General features: G+C 59.0%; 19 protein-coding genes. 6 read left to right on the top strand and 13 right to left on the bottom strand.

The features are described from left to right. Window position 1: 1 nt before the first annotated feature. The 6 genes from TX23_RS04895 to TX23_RS04870 form a co-directional block, all read right to left on the bottom strand. Window positions 2-298 (bottom strand): BufA1 family periplasmic bufferin-type metallophore, encoded by a 297-nt coding sequence (locus TX23_RS04895; RefSeq protein WP_057701269.1) that lies wholly within the window; start codon window positions 296-298, stop codon window positions 2-4. A 241-nt stretch (window positions 299-539) separates the two neighbouring features. After that, on the bottom strand, window positions 540-1,241 hold the full coding sequence (locus TX23_RS04890) for an ABC transporter ATP-binding protein (protein ID WP_057701268.1): 702 nt from the start codon (window positions 1,239-1,241) through the stop codon (window positions 540-542). A gap of 1 nt (window position 1,242) precedes the next feature. After that, window positions 1,243-2,010 (bottom strand): high-affinity branched-chain amino acid ABC transporter ATP-binding protein LivG, encoded by a 768-nt coding sequence (gene livG, locus TX23_RS04885; protein ID WP_057701267.1) that lies wholly within the window; start codon window positions 2,008-2,010, stop codon window positions 1,243-1,245. Beyond that, a complete protein-coding gene (locus tag TX23_RS04880; RefSeq protein ID WP_057701266.1) occupies window positions 2,007-3,260 on the bottom strand; it encodes a high-affinity branched-chain amino acid ABC transporter permease LivM in 1,254 nt (417 codons plus the stop codon). The genes livG and TX23_RS04880 overlap by 4 nt, the downstream gene beginning before the upstream one ends. Beyond that, window positions 3,257-4,180: a high-affinity branched-chain amino acid ABC transporter permease LivH gene (livH, locus tag TX23_RS04875; RefSeq protein ID WP_003193535.1), complete on the bottom strand. Its 924-nt coding sequence runs from the start codon at window positions 4,178-4,180 to the stop codon at window positions 3,257-3,259. Before livH ends, TX23_RS04880 begins: the two co-directional genes overlap by 4 nt. Before the next feature lie 227 nt (window positions 4,181-4,407). Continuing rightward, entirely contained in the window at window positions 4,408-5,535 is a 1,128-nt protein-coding gene (locus TX23_RS04870; RefSeq protein WP_003193533.1) for a branched-chain amino acid ABC transporter substrate-binding protein, read from the bottom strand. A gap of 341 nt (window positions 5,536-5,876) precedes the next feature. On the opposite strand from TX23_RS04870, the gene TX23_RS04865 reads away from it, so the two are divergent. Together TX23_RS04865 and TX23_RS04860 are read left to right on the top strand one after the other, a co-directional pair. Continuing rightward, window positions 5,877-6,188 (top strand): DUF2288 domain-containing protein, encoded by a 312-nt coding sequence (locus tag TX23_RS04865; protein WP_057701265.1) that lies wholly within the window; start codon window positions 5,877-5,879, stop codon window positions 6,186-6,188. A 251-nt stretch (window positions 6,189-6,439) separates the two neighbouring features. Continuing rightward, the gene (locus TX23_RS04860) at window positions 6,440-10,642 is read left to right on the top strand and encodes a dermonecrotic toxin domain-containing protein (RefSeq protein WP_157243905.1); all 4,203 of its coding nucleotides are present in this window, start codon (window positions 6,440-6,442) and stop codon (window positions 10,640-10,642) included. Window positions 10,643-10,705: 63 nt separating this feature from the next. On the opposite strand, the gene TX23_RS04855 is transcribed toward TX23_RS04860, so the two are convergent. Together TX23_RS04855 and TX23_RS04850 are read right to left on the bottom strand one after the other, a co-directional pair. Next, entirely contained in the window at window positions 10,706-12,970 is a 2,265-nt protein-coding gene (locus TX23_RS04855; protein ID WP_057701263.1) for a putative bifunctional diguanylate cyclase/phosphodiesterase, read from the bottom strand. Window positions 12,971-13,108: 138 nt separating this feature from the next. Continuing rightward, a complete protein-coding gene (locus TX23_RS04850) occupies window positions 13,109-13,477 on the bottom strand; it encodes a YkgJ family cysteine cluster protein (RefSeq protein WP_057701262.1) in 369 nt (122 codons plus the stop codon). Between the two features lie 252 nt (window positions 13,478-13,729). On the opposite strand from TX23_RS04850, the gene TX23_RS04845 reads away from it, so the two are divergent. Then, a complete protein-coding gene (locus TX23_RS04845; RefSeq protein WP_057701261.1) occupies window positions 13,730-15,076 on the top strand; it encodes a spinster family MFS transporter in 1,347 nt (448 codons plus the stop codon). A 723-nt stretch (window positions 15,077-15,799) separates the two neighbouring features. Here TX23_RS04845 and rapA read toward each other — a convergent pair. After that, entirely contained in the window at window positions 15,800-18,646 is a 2,847-nt protein-coding gene (rapA, locus tag TX23_RS04835) for an RNA polymerase-associated protein RapA (protein WP_057701259.1), read from the bottom strand. Window positions 18,647-18,865: 219 nt separating this feature from the next. Between rapA and TX23_RS04830 the strand changes: the two genes are divergently transcribed. Next, complete coding sequence (locus TX23_RS04830; protein WP_003193522.1) at window positions 18,866-19,207, top strand: hypothetical protein; 342 nt, start codon at window positions 18,866-18,868, stop codon at window positions 19,205-19,207. On the opposite strand, the gene TX23_RS04825 is transcribed toward TX23_RS04830, so the two are convergent. From TX23_RS04825 to TX23_RS04815, 3 genes are all read right to left on the bottom strand, one after another. Further along, window positions 19,204-20,385 (bottom strand): aminotransferase class V-fold PLP-dependent enzyme, encoded by a 1,182-nt coding sequence (locus TX23_RS04825; protein WP_057701258.1) that lies wholly within the window; start codon window positions 20,383-20,385, stop codon window positions 19,204-19,206. The two genes, TX23_RS04830 and TX23_RS04825, sit on opposite strands and share 4 nt — an antisense overlap. Further along, the gene (locus TX23_RS04820) at window positions 20,382-20,852 is read right to left on the bottom strand and encodes a RidA family protein (RefSeq protein ID WP_057701257.1); all 471 of its coding nucleotides are present in this window, start codon (window positions 20,850-20,852) and stop codon (window positions 20,382-20,384) included. Before TX23_RS04820 ends, TX23_RS04825 begins: the two co-directional genes overlap by 4 nt. A 91-nt stretch (window positions 20,853-20,943) precedes the next feature. Beyond that, window positions 20,944-21,816: a LysR substrate-binding domain-containing protein gene (locus tag TX23_RS04815; protein ID WP_057701256.1), complete on the bottom strand. Its 873-nt coding sequence runs from the start codon at window positions 21,814-21,816 to the stop codon at window positions 20,944-20,946. 133 nt (window positions 21,817-21,949) lie between these two features. On the opposite strand from TX23_RS04815, the gene TX23_RS28155 reads away from it, so the two are divergent. Then, window positions 21,950-22,111: a hypothetical protein gene (locus tag TX23_RS28155; protein WP_003193515.1), complete on the top strand. Its 162-nt coding sequence runs from the start codon at window positions 21,950-21,952 to the stop codon at window positions 22,109-22,111. 143 nt (window positions 22,112-22,254) lie between these two features. Continuing rightward, complete coding sequence (gene ccoM, locus TX23_RS28665; protein WP_019817835.1) at window positions 22,255-22,371, top strand: cytochrome c oxidase subunit CcoM; 117 nt, start codon at window positions 22,255-22,257, stop codon at window positions 22,369-22,371. Between the two features lie 740 nt (window positions 22,372-23,111). On the opposite strand, the gene TX23_RS04805 is transcribed toward ccoM, so the two are convergent. Next, window positions 23,112-24,587 (bottom strand): inorganic phosphate transporter, encoded by a 1,476-nt coding sequence (locus tag TX23_RS04805; RefSeq protein WP_003189291.1) that lies wholly within the window; start codon window positions 24,585-24,587, stop codon window positions 23,112-23,114. Window positions 24,588-24,695: the final 108 nt, after the last annotated feature.

The raw sequence follows: 24,695 nt of genomic DNA, 5'->3' as shown, positions 1-24,695 counted from the left end.
TTCAGGATTTGGCAGTGAATTCGGTTTCCTGGCCGAAGCCGGTCGGTGAGGTGCTGCTTGGGGTCTTGGTGCAGGTACCGGCGGGGACCAGCTTCCAGGCATTGGCCTGGTCCTTGGTTTTGGACGTGCCGGCGCAAGAGGTGCCGGCACCTGCGGCGCAATCGTTCTTGCCGGCTTCAGCCACGCCGAAGCATTTCTGCATGTCGTCGGCTGCGTGGGCAGTGGTGCTCAGGGCGGACAGGCTCAGGGCCGAACCCAGGGCGAGGACGAGGGTGGCGGCGGACAGTTTGGTGGTCATGGTGTGTCTCCAGCAGTGGTTGAATGCGCAGGCTTGATTGCCTGCATGCACCACTAGAGAGAGGGGGATAGAGTTCGTTACAAGATCAGTAGAAAAAAACTCCAAAGTTACGCCAAGCAAAATGTGGGAGGGGGCTTGCCCCCGATGACAGTGTGTCAGCCACAAGACATATGACTGATACCCCGCTATCGGGGGCAAGCCCCCTCCCACATTTTAGAGCCGGTTGCTGCCTTGAACTGGGTTAGCCGCCGAGGTACGCCTCGCGCACTTTGGGATCGGTCAGCAATTGCTCCCCCGTGCCCTGCATCACCACCCGGCCGTTTTCCAACACATAGGCGCGGTCGGCGATTTTCAGCGCCTGGTTGGCGTTCTGCTCCACCAAAAACACCGTTACCCCGTCCTTGCGCAGCTGTTCGATGATGTCGAAGATCTGCTGGATGATGATCGGTGCCAGGCCCAGGGAGGGCTCGTCCAGCAGCAACAGCTTGGGCTTGCTCATCAGCGCCCGGCCGATGGCGAGCATTTGCTGCTCGCCGCCCGACATGGTGCCGCCGCGCTGGCTGAAGCGTTCCTTGAGGCGGGGGAACAGGTGCAGCACCTTGTCCATCTGCTCCTGGTAGTCGCCCTTGTCGGTAAAGAACCCGCCCATGGCCAGGTTCTCTTCCACGGTCAGGCGCGAGAACACGCGGCGGCCTTCCGGTACCACGGCAATGCTCTTGCGCATGATCTCGGCGGAGTGCTTGCCCACCAGTTCTTCACCCATATAGCGGATGCTGCCGCTATAGGCTTGCGGCGAACCGCACAGGGTCATCAGCAAGGTCGATTTGCCGGCACCGTTGGCGCCGATCAGGGTGACGATCTCACCCTGGCGCACTTCGACATTGACGTCGTGCAGGGCCTGGATCTTGCCGTAGAACGTGGAAACGTTTTCGAACTGCAGCATTTTACGCTTCCCCCAAGTAGGCTTTGATCACTTCAGGATTGTCGCGGATCTGCTCCGGCGTCCCGTCGGCCAGCGGCGTGCCCTGGTTGATCACCACGATATGGTCGGAAATGCTCATGACCAGTTTCATGTCGTGTTCGATCAACAGCACCGTGGCGTTGTTTTCCTCGCGCAGCACGCTGATCAGCGCCTTGAGGTCTTCGGTTTCCTTGGGGTTCAGGCCGGCGGCGGGTTCGTCGAGCATCAGAATCCGCGGGCGGGTCATCATGCAACGGGCGATTTCCAGGCGACGCTGCTGGCCGTAGGCGAGGGTGCCTGCCGGGCGGTTGGCAAACTCGGTCAGGTTGACCTTGTCCAGCCAGTACGCCGCGTACTCCATGGCCTCGCGCTCGCTCTTGCGGAACGCCGGGGTCTTGAACAGGCCCGCAAAGAAGTTGGTGTTCAAGTGACGGTGCTGGGCGATCAGCAGGTTCTCGACCGCCGTCATGTCCTTGAACAACCGCACGTTCTGGAAGGTACGCACCACGCCCTTGCGAGCGATCTCGTGACCGGCCAGGCCCTGGATCGGCTGGCCGTCCAGCAGGATGCTGCCGCCGCTCGGCTTGTAGAAGCCGGTGAGGCAGTTGAACACCGTGGTCTTGCCGGCGCCGTTGGGGCCGATCAGCGCTACCACTTGTTTCTCTTTGACGGACAGGGCCACGCCATTGACCGCCAGCAAACCACCGAAGCGCATGCTCAGGTTTTCGACTTTCAGGATCTCGCGGCTCATTTGCGCAGCTCCATGTGTGGACGTTGCATGGGCAGCAGGCCTTGAGGGCGCCAGATCATCATCAGCACCATGAGGGCGCCGAACATCAACATGCGGTACTCACTAAAGTCGCGCATCAGTTCGGGGAGTAGTGTCATTACCACGGCTGCCAGAATGACGCCCAGTTGTGAACCCATCCCGCCCAACACGACAATTGCCAGAATGATCGCCGACTCAAGGAAGGTAAACGACTCTGGTGTAACCAGTCCCTGACGTGCAGCGAAGAAGCTGCCGGCAAAACCGGCAAAGGTCGCCCCGAGGGTGAATGCCGAGAGTTTGATGACTGTCGGGTTCATACCCAACGCCCGACAGGCGATTTCATCTTCACGAAGTGCTTCCCAGGCTCGACCGATCGGCATGCGCAGCAAGCGATTGATCACGAACAACGTCGCCAGCACCAGCAACAGCGCAATCAGATAGAGAAAAACTATCTTGTCAGATCCGCTGTAAACCAACCCGAAGTACTCATGGAACGTCTGCCCGCCATCAGGCGCGGTTTTATCGAGTGGAAGACCGAAAAACGTTGGCTTGGGAATGTTGCTTATGCCGTTTGGACCTCCGGTGAGGTCTGTCAGGTTGCGAAGAAATAGACGAATTATTTCACCGAAGCCCAGCGTTACGATTGCCAGGTAGTCGCCGCGCAGGCGCAACACGGGAAAACCCAGGAGGAAACCGAAGGTTGCGGCCATCATTCCCGCGATTGGGAGGCAGATCCAGAAGCCCCAGCCGAGGTAGTGCGATAGCAGTGCATAGGTGTAAGCACCAACAGCGTAAAAACCTACGTAACCCAGGTCGAGCAAACCCGCAAGCCCTACTACGATGTTCAACCCCAAGCCAAGCATCACATAAATCAGGATCAAGATGCCGATATCCACCGCGCCTCGGGAGCCAAAAAACGGCCATACGAGGGCGGCGGCGACTAGGGCGATGATGATGTAGCGCTGCGTGCGCGGAAGAGTCAGGAATTCGCTTACCTTGGGCGGAACCAACGGACCACGACTGCGCTTGAACAACGCACCCAGCTGGTGGGTCAACAGCACCCGCAAAAACATCAGCACCGAGCACACGGCAATCACGCTCAGCGTGAGCGGTCCAGTGCCATGCACTTCCAGATTGATGCCGACAATGCTCAGCTTGAGGCCGAGTACCGGGAAGGCCACGGCCCACACCAGCAAGGCGCTGAAAAACGCCGATTTAAGATATCTGCTCATACTTTCTCAACCTCCGGACGGCCCAGGATGCCGGTCGGACGGAACAACAACACCAGAACCAACAGGCCGAACGCGACGACGTCCTTGTACTGGTCACCGAAGATATCGGCGCCAAAGGCTTCGGCCACACCCAGCACCAGCCCGCCGAGCATGGCGCCCGGAATACTGCCGATGCCGCCCAATACCGCTGCGGTAAAGGCCTTGAGGCCCACCAGGAAACCGGCGTTGGGGTTGATCACGCCGTATTGCATGCTCAGCAACACGGCCGCCACGGCCGCCAGCGCAGCACCAATGACGAAGGTCAGGGCGATGATGTTATTGGTGTTGATGCCCAGCAGGTTGGCCATCTTGATGTCTTCGGCGCAGGCCCGGCAGGCGCGCCCCAGACGGGAGCGGGAAATGAACAGCGTCAGGCCCAGCATGGCCACCAGGGTGACCACGAAAACCAGAATCTGCATGTACGAAATCAGCACTTCTTGTGCGCCACCTGGGCCGAAGGAGATGCTCCCCGGGATCAGGTTGGGAATGGACTTGTCCTTGGAGTCCTGAGACAGCAGTACGGTGTTCTGCAGGAAAATCGACATGCCGATCGCGGAAATCAGCGGGATCAAACGGTTGCTGCCACGCAAGGGACGGTAGGCAACCCGCTCGATACTGTAACCATAGGCACTGGTCACGATGATCGATGCCAGGAACGCAGCGGTCATCAACAGCGGCAGGGAGTGGATCCCCATCATGGCCAGCCCGGCAAGGGCGATGAAGGCCACGTAGGAACCAATCATGTACACCTCGCCATGGGCGAAGTTGATCATTCCAATGATGCCGTAAACCATTGTGTAGCCAATGGCTATCAAGGCATAGGTGCTGCCAATGGTCAGGCCATTAACCAGCTGTTGGAAAAAATGATAGATCTCAGGCATTACAGCGCTCCTAAAAACCCGATACGCATTTCACTGGTGGAGTCATTTCCGGCTCGGTGCCCTGTTCAGTGACCAGGTTGCACGAAGCGTTTGCCAGCGAACCGCTGGTGACGGTTTTAAGATTTTCAGGTGAGCCAGCGCCCGGATCGCGGGTGACATGGCCCATAAACCTCGTAAAACAAAGCCCACTGCTTGCACAGTGGGCTTGTTGACCAGTAACGCCTGGCTTACTGAGGGGAAACTTCGGTTTTTGGTTTACCGAAGTGCCATTCGTAGACCACGAACTTGAAGTCCTTCAGGTCGCCCTTGGCGTCGAAGCTCAAATCGCCGGTAGGGGTCTTGAAGGTACCGGCGTGGATGGCCTCGGCCACTTTGGCGGTGTCTTCGCTCTTCGCGGCAGCGATACCGCCGGCGATGACTTCAACCGCTGAGTACGCCGGGAACACGAACGGACCGGTTGGGTCCTGTTTGTTCTTGGCGAACTCTTCAACGATGGCTTTGTTGGCAGGGTCGGTGTCGAAGGATTTCGGCAGGGTCACCAGCAGACCTTCGGAAGCGCCCTGGGCGATTTGCGAGATGGAGTCGTTACCCACGCCCTCTGGGCCCATGAACTTGGCGTTCAGGCCTTTTTCCTTGGCTTGGCGCAGGATCAGGCCCAGCTCAGGGTGGTAGCCGCCGTAGTAGACGAAGTCGACGTTGGCTTGCTTGAGCTTCTGGATGATCGAGGAGAAGTCTTTGTCACCGGCGTTCAGGCCTTCGAAGACGGCAACCTTGGTGCCTTTTTCTTCAAGGGTCTTCTTCACGGCGCTGGCGATACCTTCACCGTATTGCTGCTTGTCGTGCAGGACGGCAACGATTTTCGGTTTCACGTGGTCGGCGATGTAGTTGCCGGCTGCCGGGCCTTGTGCGCTGTCCAGACCAATGGTGCGGAAGATCAGCTTGTAGCCACGGGAGGTGATTTCAGGGCTGGTGGCGGCTGGGGTAATCATGATGACGCCTTCGTCTTCATAGATATCCGACGCAGGCTGAGTGGAGCTGGAGCAGAGGTGACCGACTACGAACTTGACGCCGTCGTTGACCACTTTGTTGGCAACGGCAACGGCTTGTTTGGGATCGCAAGCGTCATCGTATTCCTTGGCTTCAAGCATTTTGCCATCGACGCCGCCCTTGGCGTTGATGTCCTTGATGGCTTGCTTGGCACCCATGAATTGCATGTCGCCGTATTGCGTTACCGGACCGGTCTTGGGACCGGCGATGCCGATCTTGATGGTGTCGGCTGCGAACGAATGGCCGGCAACCCCAGCCAGGACCATAGCGGCAAACAGTTTGGAAATCTGCTTAGTAGCCTTATTCATAGTGCTCCACTCTTACTGTTGTATTTTTTATAGTTCTAGCGGCCTTGTGAGCTGCAGAACCGGATCAGATATCGCGGATATCCCCCCGGCATTGCCCTGGCAACTGTACCGGTACAGTGTAGAGCGCCGGTTGATCGCTTGAAAAGCTGGCAACGGGGGGCAAAACCCTGGCGTGTCGCTTAAATGAAAGAAAAAGACAGAATTGCGGCGGGCTTACCGCATCCTTCTAGGCATTCCCTGGCTTTTCTGGCCCTCTCAATCGCTACCTCATTTGCTACTGGGTTTTTCTGCCTGAGTCAGAAGGCTATGATTGCGCCGATTTTTTACTCAGGTGAACTCCCATGTCGCAAGAACCTAGCACCCTCTATGCCAAGCTGCTCGGTGAAACCGCTGAAATTTCCTGGAAGGAGCTTGAGCCGTTCTTTGCCAAGGGCGCCCTATTGTGGGTCGACGTTGCCCTGGATTTGATCGAAGCGGCCGAGGCAATGGCCGAAGACAACCGTGACAAAGTCGCTGCCTGGCTGGCTTCCGGGAGCCTGGGCGAAGTGTCTGCGACGCGGGCGCTGGACCTGGTTGAGCGTGATCCGAGCTTGTGGGCAGTGGTGGTTTCGCCCTGGATTCTGATCCAGGAAAGGGCGTCAGCCACAGAATGAGCTCCATAATGGTGCGTCATTGAAACGAAGCGAAGTGTGTAGCGGAGTAGCGTGATGGCTCTTTGCCGTGGAGAAACGTCACACGCATGGGTGACGTTAACGTCACGGGAACAGTTATATGACTTCTCGCGGGTAGGTTTAATTGTTACTAAGTCCAACATCGACCCGGCAGTAAGTATGTGATGCACGCAAAAGTCGAAACATCGTGATTCTAGGCCCTGAAATCTTCAGTGATCAAACAGGGCACGACTATGCAACTGGCTCCACGATTGTCTTCCACACCCTCCGCGACGCTTGCGGCTTTGCAAGATAATGACTACAAGACCCATTACCGGGAGCAATTGGAGGCTGTCGGTAAAAGGTTGCAGATTCTCAGGCGGCGACCGACATTTTCAGCGTTTGTAAATGAGCGATTGAACGCTACGTTTACCTCAAGTGCCGGGTCGCTGGAAGCCTCTCGAATTTTCATCAGCAACGACTCGACCGACTTACCGGTTGCGCAGCCTTCCAACAACGCCACCGGGTTACTTCCCAGTTTGATGGATGCCGGGATCAAGCGAATCGTCGGCCAGCAGTCAGCACTTTTTGCCAGTCCTCAGACGCGCTTCACGCTCGGCCGAGAAGCACAGGACGACGAGGATTTGCCGTCCTCACTCACCCCGACGGCCTTCAGCGTTTTTCTCGATGATCTCGCGGGCTCGCTCGATAGCGCTTACAAGACTCGCCTGGATGCGTTCTGGAATGAGGCTGTCAGTGCCACTGACCCCCGCTCCGTTAAACAATTGGTCATTGCATCGCGCAGTGACCAGTTGAGGTTGGAGGCTATATTGCTCCGGGCTGACGGTACTTTGAACTCCAATGGCGTGTTGCTGATTGAAGAGTTCATCGCATATCCGGATGCCAAGGCGCGGCACTCCCGACCTCGTCGGCCTGCCGCTTATACTGTGGTGCTCAAGGGCGAGGGCGCTGCACCTGACTTGTCTCTGCACGGTGCGTTGGTGCTCACGGTTCGCGATCAGTCCTACTCCGTCTCCGAGGCAAGCCCACCTGACGCCGCGCCTAAGGTTCGGCCCATCGCAGTCGATGCCGATGTTGGTTTCGTCATTCTGTTTACTCCCAATCGTGGCCTGGAAGCATTCCCCTCCTTGGAGTCTCTGGATAAGGAACTGCATCGTCGGCTGAACACGGATAACGAATTCGATAGTCTCTTCGAGCTGTTGGCGGACAAAGATGTTGAGTCTGCAACCGATATTCGTGACAAGGCGCATGTCACTGGTTGCTTTGACTACAAAGAGGTCTTGGGGCCAATCGTCAGCGTCAGTGTGAGCTCTCAATATGAAAAGCTGATCCACGATTTCAAGTCCATGGTGGCGCATTACCAGCAACGAGGCATACACGCAGACATCAGCCAACTGCCCGCCAGCCTTAACTTCACCACCGACATGGAGCGGTTATTCGGCGTTCGTAGGGTGATGCTGGCACGCGAAACCAAGCGTTCAAAAGCCGAGCTCGAGCAGTTTTTGAGTGCAGCATCGGAGCCCGATAAACAGGCTTGGGCTACGGCAGTGCGGGAGTACTTGAGTGAACTGCAAAATGCGCAGGCAGGAGATGGCCTGCCTTCGATCTCACAGTTCGGTGACCATGATGCGCTGCTGGCCTACAGCGACGAACGACTGGCCCAAGCCCTGGAGGACGAATATGGCATCGACGAGTCTCCTTCCGATATCAAGGTGACCATACGTCGGCCCAATCCGGCTCCCGGCATCTACTTTCCGGGCGCCAGGCCTAATCCGCAGCTCGGCCAGTCCCATTACTCGATTGAAACCAAGAGCCTGGCCGAGCTGGCCCTGGAAAACGTCGACTATCTGGATGAAGTGTTTGTCGCCAAGTCCCGACTGAGTCTGCATGGCAAACCCTTCACGCAATTGACCACACAGCAGGTCAAGGACCTGGTGCGTGACACGGATATTGGTGGTTCCTACATCGACTTTCTCAAACGGCATTTGCAAACGTCTGCCGAAGCGAAAAATCTCAAGCAGGACTTCGTTAATGTGATGCTCAAGCAACTCAGGGTCGACGCCATCGAGGCCAAGATATCCAGGGATTATTTACCGGATCCACAGGATCGCGGTTATCACCTTGTCGAAAACGTGCTTGACCACCCCACGGAAACCGCTCAAAGAGCAACGTTTGAAGGCCATAAAGTGACGGTTGCGGCACTCTATGTGCGTGATATCCACGTGCTGGGCGTCCTGGCTTTCATATCGTCTAGCCCCAAGATCAACGTCGTGGTGCTTTATACCCCCAGGGCCAAGGATGGGCGGGTGTTTCGTGAATATAACGGCATGGCTCAACTGCTCGAACAATTCGTGAATAACACTGCCTGGCATGACTATTTGTATGAGCGAATGGATGGCGGCACCTTGCCGCGAATGCGTAGCACCTTCAAAAGAGGGATCTTTCGCGAAGAGGTTTCCCTGTCACCCATCAGGGGGAATTTTCTAGAGCGAACCTACGACTGGGAGACACGTGCCGCCATTGTCCGCGCCGACCGCAGGACTACCAGTACACATGAGTCAAATGTGCGCAGTACCTGGACCGTCGTTGAGGGGCTGGTGGAAGTGGCGCTGGCCGTTTTTCCCGTCAAGGTGACCTTTGTCATTGGCCTGGTGCGCAGCGCAATGGCGTTGAGTGCTGCGCTGGACGCCCTGCAAAATGATGATTCGATAGGGGCGACCCATGAATTTGTAAAAGCCTTCACTCACTTGGTTGGGGCGCTGGTCGACGGTGCCGTGGGCGTGGCTCCGGTCCGTTTCACGCCGTCCAGGGTGCATGGATTGCCTCGCAGTATGGCCCTCAGGGCAGCGCCCAAAGATGTGACGCCGTTATCTGGGTGGGAAAGCCAGGGGATCTACACCCGTGCCGGAAAAGGCTCGACACCAGGACAGCATTTTCTCAAGGAGAAAGACCAGTGGTACAAGGTGGCCTATGACGAGACTTCGGGGACCGGCACCTGGCGCCTGAAAAAGCCTCGTCAAACGGGAGAGCACGCATATCACCAACCGCCAATCTCTCAGAACGCCTTGAATGAATGGGTCATCCGCTCGCCCCACTATGGCTTGCGAGGGGGCTATCACTCGCGAATGGCATGCGATGACCTGACCAGATTCTACCCCGACTTGGATACGCTGCAAGCTGCAAGGGTGCTTGATTCATTTGAGTTCCCTGTAGGTCGTGAAAGGGCTATGGAACTTCGGTTTGTCAGGCATTTGGGGCGTAATTCACTGGAGTCGCAGGCCATAGGTCTGCGGGATATTCCCCATGAGTTTCGTCAGTACCTCAATCCGGCCACGACCCTTGATCAGGTCAGGCTACGGCTTCAGGGTATCGAACCCAGTGCGTACGCGGTTCCTGTGGCCCTGCCTGCGGCGCGTCCGAGTGTCATTGTGACCAATCATTGGAAATCCTGGGGCCAGCAAATTCAAGCCGGATTGTTGAACAAAGTGCAGCATACCTACGGTGTGTTTGAGTACAAACCCGTTTTCACGGCAGAGGCTGGTTGGTCTCTGGTTGAAGGTACTTTCATTAAGTTAAATGATCGTTTTTACCGGACCACCTTTGATGTGCGCTGGTACGACACCACAGTAGCTATTCGAAACTCGAACGTCTCTTATGGCGATTTTGACAGTTTCGAGTTGATGTTGCGAAACAACCCCAGTGAACAGCCCATGATTGCAACCTATAACCGCGCTACGGCGGCCTGGGAGGTCCTGGAGCGAAGGCCTTTTGAAAAGAAAATTGCTGCTTACGTTGAAGATGCGTTTCCAGAAATGACACCCTCCAGCCGAACCCAGGTTGCCAGGGCGGTGTTCAATCGATATCAGAAAGATTTCAAATTTGTGGACATGCTACGTGTATGGCGCACGGGCCAAACGCACGTGGCTGATCCTCTGTCATTACTTGAGTTGACTCGCCGTACGAGAGGTGCGAATCGCAGATTACATATCGGTCGAGCTCATCGGGGCACTCAACCAACCGTCTGGCGTCGCTTGGATTTCGAGCCCGACAGTTTTCATCCGCATTACCATCAAGCCGTCACTCGCCAGGGACCGGTCACACTTCGGGCGCTTATGGTCGAGGTCATGCGCAGGGTCACGCGTGCTGAGTTCCTGGAGTCGACATCAGACGGTACTGCGCTTTTGTTCAGGCGGGTCGGGGACGATATGCTGTATTGCCTGCACCCGGTGGACGTGACGGAGCCATTCATCACCGCAAGGGTGGAGGGCTTCGCCGTGCCTCGAGATTTTTTCAGTTTCAGGAACAGTAGAGCACTCGTCGAATCGGCGCTGGGTGAGAACAAACTAATTAACCTGGTAGGAGGGGTTCAGCACAATCGGCATGGGGTACAGCCACCTCAACTGTTCATCATAAAGTTGGATGCCTTTGCCACCTGAATGAGCGCTCGCAGCTTTACAGCGACTTGCGCCTGGGACGGTCAGTTTTAACCCTGTTCGGTGTCAACGAATTGGTCTGACGATGGCCGCCGGGCCAATGCGGCCTGCACCAGGGTCTTTGGGTGCAGTTGCGTCTTTAGTGCCCTCCACGCTGAAGGGGTAGAGCGGGTTGCGCATCGCGATGCCTTGCATCACGCCGATAATGTCGTTGAACGGCACCGCCGGGCTGAGCAGGTAACCCTGAATGAAGTCACAGTCGTGCTTGAGCAATAGCTCAAACTGCGCCTGGGTTTCCACGCCTTCGGTGACTACCTGCAGATGCAGGGTATGGGCCATGCCGATGACCGCCTGGACGATTTCGCTGTCTGCGGTGGATTTGGGGATGTCCTGGATAAACGAGCGATCAATCTTCAAGGTGTTGAGCGGCAGGCGCTTGAGGTAGGCCAGGGATGAGTAGCCGGTGCCGAAGTCATCGATCGCCAGGGACACCCCCAGGGCGCGAATTTGCCGCAACAGCGCCAGGGTGCTGCTGATATTGCCCATCAACGCATTTTCGGTGACTTCCAGTTCCAGGCGGTTGGCCGCCACGCCGGCAAAGCGCAGGGCGTCTTCAATTTCATCGGCCAACTCGTCTCGCGCCAGGTTCAGGGCCGAGCAGTTCACGGCCATGGTCAGCTCGGTGTAGCCCCGGTCAGACAACAGGCTCAGGTCGTGACAGGCCTGGCGCAATACCCAGTGATCCAGCTCGGCGATCAGCCCATTGTTTTCGGCGATGCCGATAAACCGGTCCGGGGCCAGCAGCCCATGTTGGGGATGTTGCCAGCGCACCAGCGCTTCCAGGCGCGTGACCTTGCCCAGTTTCATGTCGAAGATCGGTTGATAAAACAACACCAGTTGGGCGCGCGCGCGCAATGCGGCACGCAGCTCCTCTTCCAGTTGCAGTTCCAGGGAGGCGCGGGTTTTGAGGTTGGAGCTGAAGAAGTTCAAGGTGTTGCGCCCGGTGTCCTTGGATTGGTACAGCGCCAGGTCGGCAGTCTTCAGCAGTTCTTCGCAGGTTTGGCCATCGTCGGGGAACAGGCTGATACCGATGCTGGTGGTCATCACCATGCGGCGGCCGGCCAGCTCGATGGGTTCTTTCATTTTCTGCATGATGCGCTGGGCCATGTGCCGCGCTTCGTCACGGTGATGGATATTGATCAGAATGCAGAACTCATCGCCGCCAAACCGTGCGACCACATCCTCACGGCTGCGTATCGAGCCCTTGATATGCCCGGCCAGCACCGTGAGCAACTGATCGCCAGCGTCGTGCCCGAGGCTGTCATTGATGCGCTTGAAGTGGTCGATATCGAGAAAAATCACCGCCATCATGCCTTGGCTTCGGGTTTTTTCTGCGACTTTCTCCGCGAAGATCTGATTGAAGCCACGGCGGTTGAGCAAGTTGGTCAACGCGTCAAAATGGGCCACTTGTTGCAGTGAGGCGCGGGCCTGGTCGAGTTCGCTGAGCAGCGCGTTGACTCGGCGCAGGTCACGCTCCTTGTGCTGCAGTTTTTTGTCGGCCAGGGCTGCGCTGACACCGCTGCCGATCACCAGCAGAGTAATTACCGCCACTGACAGGCCCAGTTGAATCGGGTTGTTGTCCACGGGCAACGACAGGTCCGCGCCGCTGGGCACCAGCATTTGCATGGCCGCCATGCCGGTAAAATGCATACTCAGGATCCCGGCGCCCAGCACCAGGCTGGCCGCGTATTTGAGCAGTTGGTGAAACACTCCGGCACCGTTGCGCAGGTAACTGGACAGCAGCAACGCCGCCAGGCTGGCACCGATGGCAATCGCCACGGAGGCCATGAACAACTGCGATTCAACGTACACCTGGGCCTGGGAGCGCATCGCCGCCATGCCCACGTAATGCATCAGCGCGATGCCCAGGCCCATCCATACCGACGCCAGCAGGTATTGGTGTAAACGCAGATGGGCATGACTGAGGGTTTTCATGGCGAACAGCGAGGCGACCAGGGCGATCAGCAGCGAGGCGAACGTGGTGAGCAATTCGTAATGAATGGCGATCGGGGCCTGGAAGGCCAGCATACTGATGAAGTGGGTCGACCAGATCCCGCCTGCCAGGCAGCCCGCTCCCAGCCAGCGCCAATGGCGGCGGGCGGTGGGGTCTTCTACATGGCCGACGCGTTCGGCCATGTCCAGCGTGCCGAAACCCGCCGCGCAGGCAACCAGGTACGCGAGCAGCACCAGAAAGGGGTTATGACTGCAATTGAGCAATAAATGCCCGCTGTCTGGAAGGTCGGTGAAAAAGTGCTGGCCCAGCCATTCCATAGCGTATCCCGTCATAGAGCCACGTCACTGCCAGAGGCGATGACCTACCCCGTCGAGTATAGAAGCCTCATGGGATTTGCCATGGATAATGGCATTTTGATCTCAATTAATTTGTCATGTTGTGCATAGCGTTTGGTGCTAAGCGCTGATGGGCAGGTCCAGTTCAAAAGGAGGGGCTTGCAACGGGGCCAGGCCGAAGGCAGCACGGGCAGCATCGCAATCAACGTTCTGCACGCCTTGGCTCCACGAGGCGTCGAACTCGCGGCAGGGGCTGGAGCGTTGTTCGTAAATCGAGCAACTGGTGCTTTTGCCCACTTCGCCCTCAAGGCTGCAGCAACGTGCAGGCTTTTGGTCGGTTCCGATCATTGCCACCCGTGTGGGGTTGATCTGTACCACCAGATCATCGGGCACCGTGCCCCCCGATGAGGCGCACTCACCCCAAAAGAAAGACACGCGAAAGTGTGAACAGCAGGCACCGCAATTCAGACACGGACTGGCTTCGGACATGGGCGTCATCAATAAGAAAGTAGGTTGGGGGTGTTACAGGAAGGCTCGCCATTCTATCCGTGCCATGGCCGTTGGGAAGGGGGGCGCGAACTTATATTTTCGTGGGACAAATCCCCGTGTTGCCGGGTGAAATCATGCCCTATCAGCTTTACGAATCATTACAGACAACCCCGCCTTACCTGACTATGTTGCAGGTACCGGGCAGGATGCATCGGGCATCGCAGCGCTCATAACAATAAAAGAGACGGACCCATGCAGAACTCGACCCAAGCGGCGAATGCCTGGCGCATTCTGTTCCTGCTGTTCCTGGCCAACCTGTTCAACTTCTTTGATCGCACCATCCCCGCGATCATCATCGAGCCGATCCGCATGGAGTGGCACCTGAGCGACTTTCAGCTCGGTATCATCGGCACCGCCTTCACCATCGTCTACGCCATTGCCGGGCTGCCGCTCGGGCGACTGGCCGACACCGGTTCGCGCAGCAAATTGATGGGTTGGGGCCTGTTCGCCTGGAGCGGGCTGACGGCGGTCAATGGCATGGTCGGCAGTTTCTGGACCTTCCTGCTGGTGCGCATGGGTATTGGCATCGGAGAAGCCAGCTATGCGCCAGCGGCCAATTCACTGATCGGCGACCTGTTCCCCGCCCACCGCCGTGCGCGGGCCATGGGGATTTTCATGCTTGGCCTGCCGTTGGGGCTGTTGCTGGCGTTTTTCACCATCGGCGCGATGGTCAAAGCGTTCGACAGTTGGCGTGCGCCCTTCTTTATCGCCGCCGTGCCCGGAATGATCCTGGCGGTGTTCATGTTCTATATCAAAGAGCCCAAACGCGGTGCGGCGGAAACCGTGCAAGTGTCCCAAGAGCGTGTCGATCGCCCGATCCGCCGCGTACTGGCGGTGCCGACCTTCCTGTGGCTGGTGCTGGCCGGGTTGTGCTTTAACTTTGCCACTTATGCGTGCAACTCGTTCCTGGTGCCGATGCTGCAACGCTATTTCCTCCTGCCGTTGCAGGACGCGGCCGTTGCCACCGGTGTGATCGTCGGCTTGACTGGCCTGGTGGGCTTGACCCTGGGCGGCTGGGTGGCCGACAAGATCCATCAACGCGTCGCCAATGGCCGACTGTTGTTTGCCGCGTTCAGCTTGATTATTTCCACGCTCACCACGGCCTGGGCATTACATGCCGGACGCATTGAGATTGGGGTGTTTGTCGCGCTGTTCAGCGTGGGCTGGTTGTTTGCCTACAACTTCTACACCTGCGTTTATACGGCGATCCAGGACGTGGTCGAACCGCGCCTGCGCGCCACGGCCATGGCGCTGTTTTTTGCAGGCCTGTATTTGCTCGGCGGTGGCATGGGGCCGGTGGTCGTTGGGGCGCTGTCCGATCACTTTGCCCACTCGGCGATGTATGCGGCCGGGGCAGAGCAAATGACCGAGGCTTATAAAGCTGTGGGGTTGCATGACGCCATGTACCTGATTCCGGTGGCGTTGTTCCTGACCATGCTGTTTCTGTTCCAGGCCTCGCGCAGTTTTGTGCGTGACGCCAAGCGCATGAAGGATGGGTTGAGTGGGGTTGAGGTGCCGACGGCTGCGGCTACAGCTTGAGACCGAGGTGACCCTTTCGCGGGCAAGCCAGCTCCCACCTTTGACCGAGTTGACTGAACCTTGTGTGGTCAATTGTGGGAGCTGGCTTGCCTGCGATGGCAGACTTTCAGCTGACGCCTATCTACCTGGCACCCCACAATCCAACTGTGGGAGGGGGCTTGCCCCCGATGGCGGCCTGGCAGCCGGTCAGGATGTTGGATCAGATCGAGTACATATCCGTTGTTTGGGTAACGGCTGCTATGGGTTCCGCCCTTACGGCGGGTCACTTTTGGAAAAGAGCCCCAAAAGTAACCAAAAGGGCTCTTGCCCCACCACTCGGCACCTCGCTTAGGCTCGGTGTGCCCGTAATCCGCCAGTGATTTGGGGGGCCGCCGCCACGCGCCATCCATGGCGCGGGGCGGCTAAACCGGCATCCCTGCCGGTTTACCCCCCAAATCCCTGTCGAATTCCGGCCAGCGTGGTTTGACGGGGCGCCTAAGATCAAGATCAAAAGCAGATCAAAAGCAGATCAAGAGCGGCTCGCTTCGCATCGTGGTTACGGTTGGCAGTGGCTACAAAAGTTGTGTAGATACCCATGCCTATCGGGGGCAAGCCCCCTCCCACATTTGACCGAGTTGTTTGAACTCTACTCGGTCAGTGTGGGAGGGGGCTTGCCCCCGATGAGGCCCTCAAACCCAATAAAAAGGCCCGCACTAAGCGGGCCTCCTAATTGGCTGCGGATTATCAGCCCGCCACCAACACCCGGATCGCTTCCAGTCGCAGCGCTGCCTTGTCGAGCATGGCCAGGCCTTGCTCGCGTTGATTGCGCAAGGCAACCAACTCGCTGTCACGTACGGTCGGGTTGACCGCTTGCAACGCGGTCAGGCGCGCCAGTTCTTCGTCGGTATCCGCGGCCAGGCGACGCTTGGCTTCGGCTACACGCTCGGCGTGACGCGGGGCGATCTTCTCTTCACCGGCATTGATGCGCGGGGTGAGTTGGTCGCGCTGCGCCTGTACGAATTTGTTCGCGCTGGCCCGTGGCACGCTTTCCAGTTGGTCATTCAAGGTTACGAACGACACCCGGCCCGACAGGTCATTGCCGTTGGCATCCAGCAGGCAGCGCAAGGCCGCCGGTGGCAGGTATCGGCCCAGTTGCAGCGAGCGCGGGGCGACCACTTCGCTGACGTACAGCAGTTCCAGCAGCACGGTGCCCGGCTTGAGCGCCTTGTTCTTGATCAGCGCCACGGCGGTGTTGCCCATGGAGCCGGACAGCACCAGGTCCATGCCGCCTTGCACCATTGGGTGTTCCCAGGTGATGAACTGCATGTCTTCACGCGACAGCGCCTGGTTACGGTCGTAGGTGATGGTCACGCCTTCGTCGTCGCCCAGGGGGAAGCTGGCGTCGAGCATTTTTTCGCTGGGCTTCAAGATCAGCGCGTTTTCCGAATGGTCTTCGCTGTCGATGCCGAAGGCGTCGAACAGGGTTTCCATGTAGATCGGCAGGGCGAACTGGTCGTCTTGCTCAAGGATGTCCTCGACCAGCGCATCGCCTTCACCGGCGCCGCCGGAGTTGAGTTCCAGCAAGCGGTCACGACCGGTGTGCAGCTCCTGCTCCAGGCGCTCGCGCTCGGCACGGGCTTCGTCGATCAGGGCTTGCCACTCGCCGTCGTCGGCGGCTTCCAGTAAGGGCAGCAGGCGTGGGCCGAACTGATGCTGCAAGGCGTTGCCGGTCGGGCAGGTGTTGAGGAAGGCGTTGAGCGCTTCGTGGTACCACTGGAACAGGCGTTCTTGCGGGCTGGTTTCCAGGTAGGGTACGTGCAGTTCGATCACGTGTTTCTGGCCGATCCGGTCCAGACGCCCGATGCGTTGCTCCAGCAGGTCGGGGTGCGACGGCAGGTCGAACAGCACCAGGTGGTGGGAAAACTGGAAGTTGCGGCCTTCACTGCCGATTTCCGAGCAGATCAGCACCTGGGCACCGAACTCTTCATCGGCAAAATAAGCCGCCGCGCGATCACGCTCCAGAATATTCATGCCCTCGTGGAACACCGTGGCCGGGATGCCGGAGCGCACGCGCAGCGCGTCTTCCAGGTCCATGGCGGTTTCGGCGTGGGCGCAGATCACCAGGACCTTGGTGCGCTTGAGCATTTTCAGCTGGTCGATCAGCCACTCGACCCGTGGGTCGAAGCGCCACCAGCGGTTCTCTTCCTCGATGTCCGGTTGCGCCTGGAAGCTGACTTCCGGGTACAGCTCGGCGTGTTCGCCCAGGGGCAGTTCGAGGTATTCGTCCGGGTTCGGCAGCGGGTAGGCGTGCAGCTTGCGCTCGGGGAAGCCTTGCACCGCGGCTCGGGTGTTGCGAAACAGCACGCGGCCGGTGCCGTGGCGGTCCAGCAGTTCACGGACCAGGCGGGCACTGGCTTCGGTGTCGCCATCGTTGACGGCGGTGAGCAGGGCTTCACCTTCGTCACCGAGGAAGCCTTGAATGGTCTTGTGCGCGGTCGGCGACAGGCGGCCCTTGTCCAGCAGCTCCTGCACGGCTTCGGCCACCGGGCGATAGTTTTCGCTCTCGGCGCGGAAGGCCTGCAGGTCGTGGAAGCGGTTCGGGTCCAGCAGGCGCAGACGCGCAAAGTGGCTGTCCTGGCCCAGTTGTTCCGGGGTGGCGGTGAGCAGCAGTACGCCGGGAATCACTTCAGCCAGTTGTTCGACCAGCGCGTACTCGGCGCTGGCCTTGTCTTCGTGCCACACCAGGTGGTGGGCTTCGTCGACCACCAGCAAGTCCCAGCCGGCGGCGAACAGCGCGTCCTGGGCCTTCTCGTCGTCCACCAGCCATTCCAGCGCAACGAGTGCAAGCTGGGTGTCTTCGAACGGGTTGGTGGCATCGCTTTCGATAAAGCGTTCTTCGTCGAACAGCGCCACCTGCAGGTTGAAGCGGCGGCGCATTTCCACCAGCCATTGGTGCTGCAGGTTTTCCGGGACCAGGATCAGCACACGGCTGGCGCGGCCCGAGAGCAGTTGACGGTGGATCACCAGGCCGGCTTCGATGGTTTTGCCCAAACCCACTTCGTCCGCCAGCAAGACCCGTGGCGCGATACGGTCAGCGACTTCACGGGCGATGTGCAGTTGGTGAGCAATAGGTTGAGCACGTACGCCACCCAGGCCCCACAGCGAGGACTGCAACTGGCGGCTGGTGTGTTCCAAGGTGTGGTAGCGCAGCGAGAACCACGCCAGCGGGTCAATCTGCCCGGCGAACAGACGGTCACTGGCCAGGCGGAACTGGATGAAGTTGGACAGTTGGGTTTCCGGCAGGGTGACCTGCTCGTTTTGCCCATTGAGGCCGTGGTAGACCAGCAGGCCGTCGACGTCGTCGACTTCCTGTACGGTCATTTTCCAGCCTTCGAAATGGGTGATGGTGTCACCCGGCGAAAACCTCACGCGAGTGAGGGGCGCATTCCGTAGCGCATACTGGCGGGTGTCGCCAGTGGCCGGATAGAGCACGGTCAACAAGCGCCCGTCCTGTGCCAGAACGGTGCCTAACCCCAGCTCTGCTTCGCTGTCACTAATCCAGCGTTGCCCCGGTTGATACTGCTGCGCCATGCTGCCTGACTCCCGCCGTGAAAAAGCCGACTATCTTAACGGAACAAGCCCTTACGCCCAAGGACTCTGACAAAAACTACTCCGTTTGGCCGGCGGGCAGAGTGCCGAATCGACGGGTGGCGGGCACTTGCGAGTGTCGACTGAGTCACAGCTTGGCACGCCGGTGCTCAAGTCGCCCGGCAATGCGCCGACAGCCTGTTGATCAGGAGAATAACTATCATGCTGCCACCCATGCTGCCCGTCAGTGTTGTGCCGGTTACGTCGCAACTCGATCCGGCACGTCAGAAGCCGGATATTCCGCCGGTGGTGCCCGTTCAAGCGGGCTCCAACGAGAGCACGATCGACCTGAAAAAAGGCGATGCCGAGCAATCGACCTTTCTGTTGCGCGAAGAGCAGCGTCGTCAGCAGGAACAGCAAAAGCGTCGGCGCGAAGCCGACGACGATGCGCAGCAGCACTTGCCTATCCCCGGCGACTTGCTCAACGCTGACAACACGGTGCCCGTGGCGCCGCTGATCGAAGACGCGCCGCGCCAGGGCTTGTGGGTGGACATCGAGGTTTAATCGTTCAATTCACCCAAGGCCTTCATCAGCACTTCGACATCGTCATCGGTGTTGAGCGGGCTGACGGATATTCGCGCAATACTGTTCAACCCGCGTGCTTGCATATCCAGCGGTGTATAGGCCACGCCGTTGGCGCCGATGTTGATGCCCTTTAACCCCAGGCGCCGCTTGAGTTCAAAGCTATCCCAGCCGGCCAGGTTGAATGCGATCAAGCCTGAATGCGTACTGCCCAGGTCATGCAGGCTAATCCCCGGTATCTGACCCAGCGCTGCGCGGATTCGTGTGCTGGTCTGCGAGACGCTTTCCCACACCTGCTCGATCCCCAGTCGATTGATCTCCTGCAATGCATTGCCCAGGCCTGCCAGCAGGGCGAAGGACGCTTCGCTGGTTTCGAAGCGCCGGGCATCGTTGCGCAGGTCGAAACCGTCGGCGGTCCAAGGTGCTGAAAACACGTCGCGCTGGGCCGGGTTCAGGTGCGCAAGAAAATCCGGCCTGACATACAGCAGTGCCGTACCGCGCGGGCCGCGCAGGTGTTTGCGGCCGGCGGATTTGAGCACGTCGCACTGCAACGCTTGCACATCCACCGGTACCTGGCCGACGGCCTGGCCTGCGTCAATAAAATAGGGGATGGCGTGGCGACGAGCCACTTCGCCAATGGCCTGGGCCGGGTTGATCAGGCCGCCGTTGGCCGGCAGCCAGGCAAGGTCGATCAGCTTTACCTTGGTATCCAGCATCGCTTCCAGTGCTACCGGGCAAACCGCACCGGTGGCATCACAGGGGATGACTTCCACGCGCGCGCCCGCCTGCACGGCCAACTCCATGCTCGCCAGGTTGCCGCCCCATTCGTGGCGCCCCACCAAAATGCGCTCGCCCGGCCGCCAAGGTCCCAGCGCCTGGAACGCCATGCTCCAGGCTGTTGAGCCGCTGCTGGCGAAGGCAATCGAGGAGGGCGGTGCGTTGAGCAGCTGCCCGGCTGCGCGGCGGGCGTTTTCCACCAGCACGGCGCCCTGTTCACCGGCTTCCATCGGGCCGTTGCGGGCTTCGTGTTGCAACTGTTCGATGATGGCGTCGAGCGTCGCCTGGCTGGGCAAGGAAGCCCCGGCGTGGTTGAAGTGCACGATGCCGGAATGGCAGCCGGGCGTGGCCTCTCGCAGTTGTTGGACGTCCAGCGGGCTCATGGCAGCAGCTCGAAAATGGCATCCACCTCCACGGCGACGCCAGCCGGCAAGCTGCTGACGCCTACAGCAGTTCGCACATGTCGGCCTTTGTCGCCGAGGGCGTTGACCAGCAGGTTCGAGGCACCATTGGCGACCAGGCTCTGGCGCTGGAAGTCGGCGCTGCTGGCGATGAACACGCCCAGACGCAGAATGCGCACCACCCGCGACAGGTCATCGCCCAGCGCATCGCTCAATTGCCCCAGCAGGCCCAGCGCCGCCAGTTCCGCCGCCTGGGCGCCTTCTTCATCGCTGACGGAGTCGCCCAGTCGGCCGATGTAGGCGGGTTTGCCATCGAGCATGGGAATTTGCCCCGAGATGAACAGCTGGTGTTGGCTGACCACATGATTGATGTAGTTGGCGGCGGGTTGGCTGGGCGTGGGCAGTGTCAGGCCGAGGGCGTTTACGCGCTGGCGGATGGAGTCGGTCATGGTGAAATCCTCTGGTGTCAGAAGATTCCAGCATGTGGGGGGGGGCGGCGGGCGACAAACGGATAGATCTCAATCGACGTATCGAAAAAACTCACGGGTCGACACACGCCTGCTTCAACCACTGGCTGAAGCATTCAGCCGCCTCACTGAGCGGGCCCTGGGGGGCGATCAGCCAATAGCCGATTTCGCTGTGATAGGGCGGCCAGTCAAAGGCCTGCACCAGGCTGCCGTCCTGGAGCCTGCGTTCGATCAGGCGATGGCGGCCCATGGCGATACCCTGGCCGGCCACGGTGGCTTCGACCACGATGTTGTAGTCATGCAGCATCACCCTGGGGTGGCGGTCGAGGTTGACCTGGTAATGGGCGGACCAATCCGTCCACTCGAAAGGACGGTGCGAGGTCGCCATCAGCAAGGGGCCACTCGTCACCTGGCTGGCCTTGAACGCCGGGCTGCACACCGGTGACAAGGTTTCGGCCATCAGGCGCGTGGCTTGCACGTCGGGCCAATCGCCCTTGCCGTAACGGATGGCCAGGTCGACTTCGGCCGTCGCGACATTGGCCAGTTGAATCGCGGGCAGCAACTCCACCTGGATATGCGGGTAGCGCTGTAGAAACTCGGCCAGGCGCGGCGCCAGCCACAGCGTGGCGAAGGACGCCAGCAAGCCGATACGCAACACATTGGCGCTGGGCGCACCCCGTTGGTTGCGCGTTGCAGCGGCGATAGCGTCCAGGGCAGGGCGGATCTGCTCGTAGTACGCTTGCCCGGCCAACGTCAGGTCAATCGCACGGGTTCGCCGGATAAACAGCGGTTTGCCCAAGTGGTGTTCGAGCTTATGCACCTGGTGGCTCAGCGCACTTTGGGTCACCGACAACTCGTTGGCCGCCTTGATAAAACTCAAGTGCCGCGCCACTGCTTCGAAGGCGCGCAGGGCCAACAGTGGCGGAAGGTCGTTGTGCAAGGCCACCTGGATGCGCCTCCTGGGCAGGGTAGAAAGTGCCGATTCTGGTCGATGGCCTGCATTTTGTCGCCCGCTTAATTGCCGTCGGGCGAGGCAGGCCGCATTATTGAGGCATTACCGCCACGACGTAAGCCAAGCCATGAGTGATGACGACAAACTGATCGACCTGAATGCCGAACGCGCCAAGCGTGTGCACGACCTCAATGACAAGCGCTTGAATGAAGTGCGCCAAGCCTTTGAACAAGCCATGCCCCTGGGCAAACCCAAGAAAAAGCCCAAGAACAAACCGAAAAAGCGTTGAAACACCCTGCATCCGTTGATGCAGGTCAGTTATTCCCCTTCTTTACGCCCCGTTGTGGGCGACATTGATCCTGGTCAATTTCCCACCGCGCCTTCTCCATTAACTTAGCCCTATCGCAACAGGGCACGTGCAGGAGGCCGGTCATGTTTTTCGATAATGTGGTTTTTGCCGGAGTGCTGACTGTCAGCCTGATGGTGTTGTTTTTTGTAGGGTTTGGATTTTTTATCTGGAAAGACGCGAACAAGCGTAAAAAACCTTAAGTTTTTCCGGGTTACATGAGCACGCAAGGCATTTTGGGCGACTTCGGTCGCCCTTTTTTTTGGCTGTTAATTGATGGCTGAAGATAAAAAATGTGGGAGCTGGTTTATAGGTATCTACGCAATTTTGTAGGTTGTACCCGCCGACGGTAACCACGATGCGAAGCGAGCCGCTCTTGATCTTGATCTGCTTTTGATCTTAGGCGCCCCGTTAAACCACGCTGGCCGGAATTCGACAGGGATTTGGGGGGTAAACCGGCAGGGATGCCGGTTTAGCCGCCCCGCGCCATGGATGGCGCGTGGCGGCGGCCCCCCAAATCACTGGCGGATTACGGGCACACCGAGCCCAAGCGAGGTGCCGAGTGGTGGGGCAAGAGCCCTTTGGTTACTTTGGGGCTCTTTTCCAAAGTGACCCGCTGTCAGAGCGGAACCCTAAGTGGCCGTTACCTAAATAACGGATATGTACCCGGTCCAACTGTGTTGACTGCCAGGCCGCCTTCGCGAGCAAGCCCGCTCCCACAGTTTGATTGCGGGGTGTCAGGTAGATAGGCGTCGGCTGGCAGGCCGCCATCGCAGGCAAGCCAGCTCCCACAGTTTGATCGCAGGGCGTCAGGTAGATATGTGTCGGCTGTCCGGTCGCCACGGGGGCAAGATGCCTTGCCACAGGTGGACTACGGTGCGCTTGGAACATAAAAAAAGGTGCGACCCTCGCGGATCGCACCTTTTTTATTGCCGGCTGGCTATCAGTTGCCCAATGCCTTGGACGCCAACCAGAACAACCCGGCCGACAGGCCGACGGTTGCAGGCAGGGTCAATACCCAGGCCATCAGGATGGTCTTGACGGTGCCGCCTTGCAGGCCGCTCTTGTTGGCAACCATGGTCCCCGCCACACCGGAAGACAGCACGTGGGTGGTGGACACTGGCAGGGCGAAGATATTGGCGAAGCCGATCATGGTGGCGGTGGTGATCTGTGCCGACATGCCCTGGGCATAGGTCATGCCTTGCTTGCCGATCTTCTCGCCAATGGTCAGTACCACGCGCTTCCAGCCCACCATGGTGCCCAAGCCCAAAGCCAGTGCAACCGCGAGGATCACCCAGAACGGGGCGTACTCGGTGGTGGCGGTCAGGTCTTTGCGCAGCTTGTCGAGGTCGGATTTCTCACGGGAATCCAGGCCAGGCAGCTTGCCGACTTTTTTCGCGGTGTCGTCCAGGCAGAGCAGGTAGCGACGCACTTCGATGCGATGGTCGGCGGTCAACGAGTGGTAGTCCGATACACCCTTGAGGGTGCCCAACAGCGCGTTGATCGTCGGTTCGGTCTGCTGCGGGTTGCAGCGGAACTTGCCCGGCAGATCATCCTTCACGCTTTTGCCCAGGGCCAGGAACTCGCCGAGGGTCTCGTGGTTGCGCTGGTAGAACTGGTTCAGGTGCAGGGTTGCGTCGCGGGTGCGTTCGATCTGGTAAGTGGTGCTGCCCAGGTCCAATACGAACTGCGCCGGCACGATACCGATCAGCACCAGCATGATCAGGCCGATGCCTTTCTGGCCATCGTTGGAGCCGTGCACGAAGCTCACGGCCATGGCCGAGATCACCAGGACCAGGCGGTTCCAGAACGGCGGGTGCTTTTTGTCGTCGAGCTTGCGGCGCTGGTCCGGGGTCTTGTGCATCTTCGACAGCGGGCGCCACCACTTCAGGCCGATCAGCACCAGGGCTGCGACCAGGAAGCCGGCCATCGGCGAGAACACCAGGGACGCACCAATATCCACGGCCTTCTGCCAGTTCACACCGTCAGCCAGGGGGATGTCGTTGATCAGGGCGTTGGCCAGGCCGACACCTAGGATCGAGCCGATCAGGGTGTGGGAGCTGGAAGCAGGGATACCGAAGTACCAGGTGCCCAGGTTCCAGGTGATCGCCGCCGCCAACAATGAGAAGACCATTGCCAAGCCATGGCCGGTATTCACATTGATCAGCAACTCCACCGGCAGCAAATGCACGATGGCGTAGGCGACACCGACACCACCGAGCAACACGCCGAGGAAATTGAAGACCCCGGAGAAGAACACGGCCAGGTGTGGCGGCATGGCTTTGGTATAGATGACTGTGGCCACCGCGTTAGCGGTGTCATGAAAGCCATTGATGAACTCGAAGGCGAGGACAAAGGCCAGGGCGAGCAGCAGGCTCACTAGAACCCAAGCATCCAGTCCGCTGAATAAATCGATCATGAAGGTTTTCTGACCCGGTCGTAAGGGGGCGCGATTATGCCAGAAAACATCGGTAATCGATGCATTAGCTGCTCATCGGTAACAATCTTCGTCGCACAGGCGCAGGCA

Source organism: Pseudomonas paralactis (assembly GCF_001439735.1).
In the GTDB taxonomy this organism is placed as follows: domain Bacteria; phylum Pseudomonadota; class Gammaproteobacteria; order Pseudomonadales; family Pseudomonadaceae; genus Aquipseudomonas; species Aquipseudomonas paralactis.
Note: the sequence above shows the minus strand (reverse complement) of the source record. Positions and strands in the feature narration are given on the sequence as shown.

Bases quoted from the DNA above. Each gene is read 5' to 3' on its own strand.
- livG (WP_057701267.1), bottom strand. From the start codon at position 2,010: ATGAGCCGCGAGATCCTGAAAGTCGAAAACCTGAGCATGCGCTTCGGT.
- TX23_RS04855 (WP_057701263.1), bottom strand. From the start codon at position 12,970: ATGGAATGGCTGGGCCAGCACTTTTTCACCGACCTTCCAGACAGCGGG.
- TX23_RS04895 (WP_057701269.1), bottom strand. From the start codon at position 298: ATGACCACCAAACTGTCCGCCGCCACCCTCGTCCTCGCCCTGGGTTCG.
- TX23_RS04825 (WP_057701258.1), bottom strand. From the start codon at position 20,385: ATGAGCCCGCTGGACGTCCAACAACTGCGAGAGGCCACGCCCGGCTGC.
- TX23_RS04870 (WP_003193533.1), bottom strand. From the start codon at position 5,535: ATGAATAAGGCTACTAAGCAGATTTCCAAACTGTTTGCCGCTATGGTC.
- TX23_RS28155 (WP_003193515.1), top strand. From the start codon at position 21,950: ATGAGTGATGACGACAAACTGATCGACCTGAATGCCGAACGCGCCAAG.
- TX23_RS04820 (WP_057701257.1), bottom strand. From the start codon at position 20,852: ATGACCGACTCCATCCGCCAGCGCGTAAACGCCCTCGGCCTGACACTG.
- rapA (WP_057701259.1), bottom strand. From the start codon at position 18,646: ATGGCGCAGCAGTATCAACCGGGGCAACGCTGGATTAGTGACAGCGAA.
- TX23_RS04860 (WP_157243905.1), top strand. From the start codon at position 6,440: ATGCAACTGGCTCCACGATTGTCTTCCACACCCTCCGCGACGCTTGCG.
- TX23_RS04845 (WP_057701261.1), top strand. From the start codon at position 13,730: ATGCAGAACTCGACCCAAGCGGCGAATGCCTGGCGCATTCTGTTCCTG.
- TX23_RS04890 (WP_057701268.1), bottom strand. From the start codon at position 1,241: ATGCTGCAGTTCGAAAACGTTTCCACGTTCTACGGCAAGATCCAGGCC.
- TX23_RS04805 (WP_003189291.1), bottom strand. From the start codon at position 24,587: ATGATCGATTTATTCAGCGGACTGGATGCTTGGGTTCTAGTGAGCCTG.
- ccoM (WP_019817835.1), top strand. From the start codon at position 22,255: ATGTTTTTCGATAATGTGGTTTTTGCCGGAGTGCTGACTGTCAGCCTG.
- TX23_RS04830 (WP_003193522.1), top strand. From the start codon at position 18,866: ATGCTGCCACCCATGCTGCCCGTCAGTGTTGTGCCGGTTACGTCGCAA.
- TX23_RS04880 (WP_057701266.1), bottom strand. From the start codon at position 3,260: ATGAGCAGATATCTTAAATCGGCGTTTTTCAGCGCCTTGCTGGTGTGG.
- TX23_RS04850 (WP_057701262.1), bottom strand. From the start codon at position 13,477: ATGTCCGAAGCCAGTCCGTGTCTGAATTGCGGTGCCTGCTGTTCACAC.
- livH (WP_003193535.1), bottom strand. From the start codon at position 4,180: ATGCCTGAGATCTATCATTTTTTCCAACAGCTGGTTAATGGCCTGACC.
- TX23_RS04865 (WP_057701265.1), top strand. From the start codon at position 5,877: ATGTCGCAAGAACCTAGCACCCTCTATGCCAAGCTGCTCGGTGAAACC.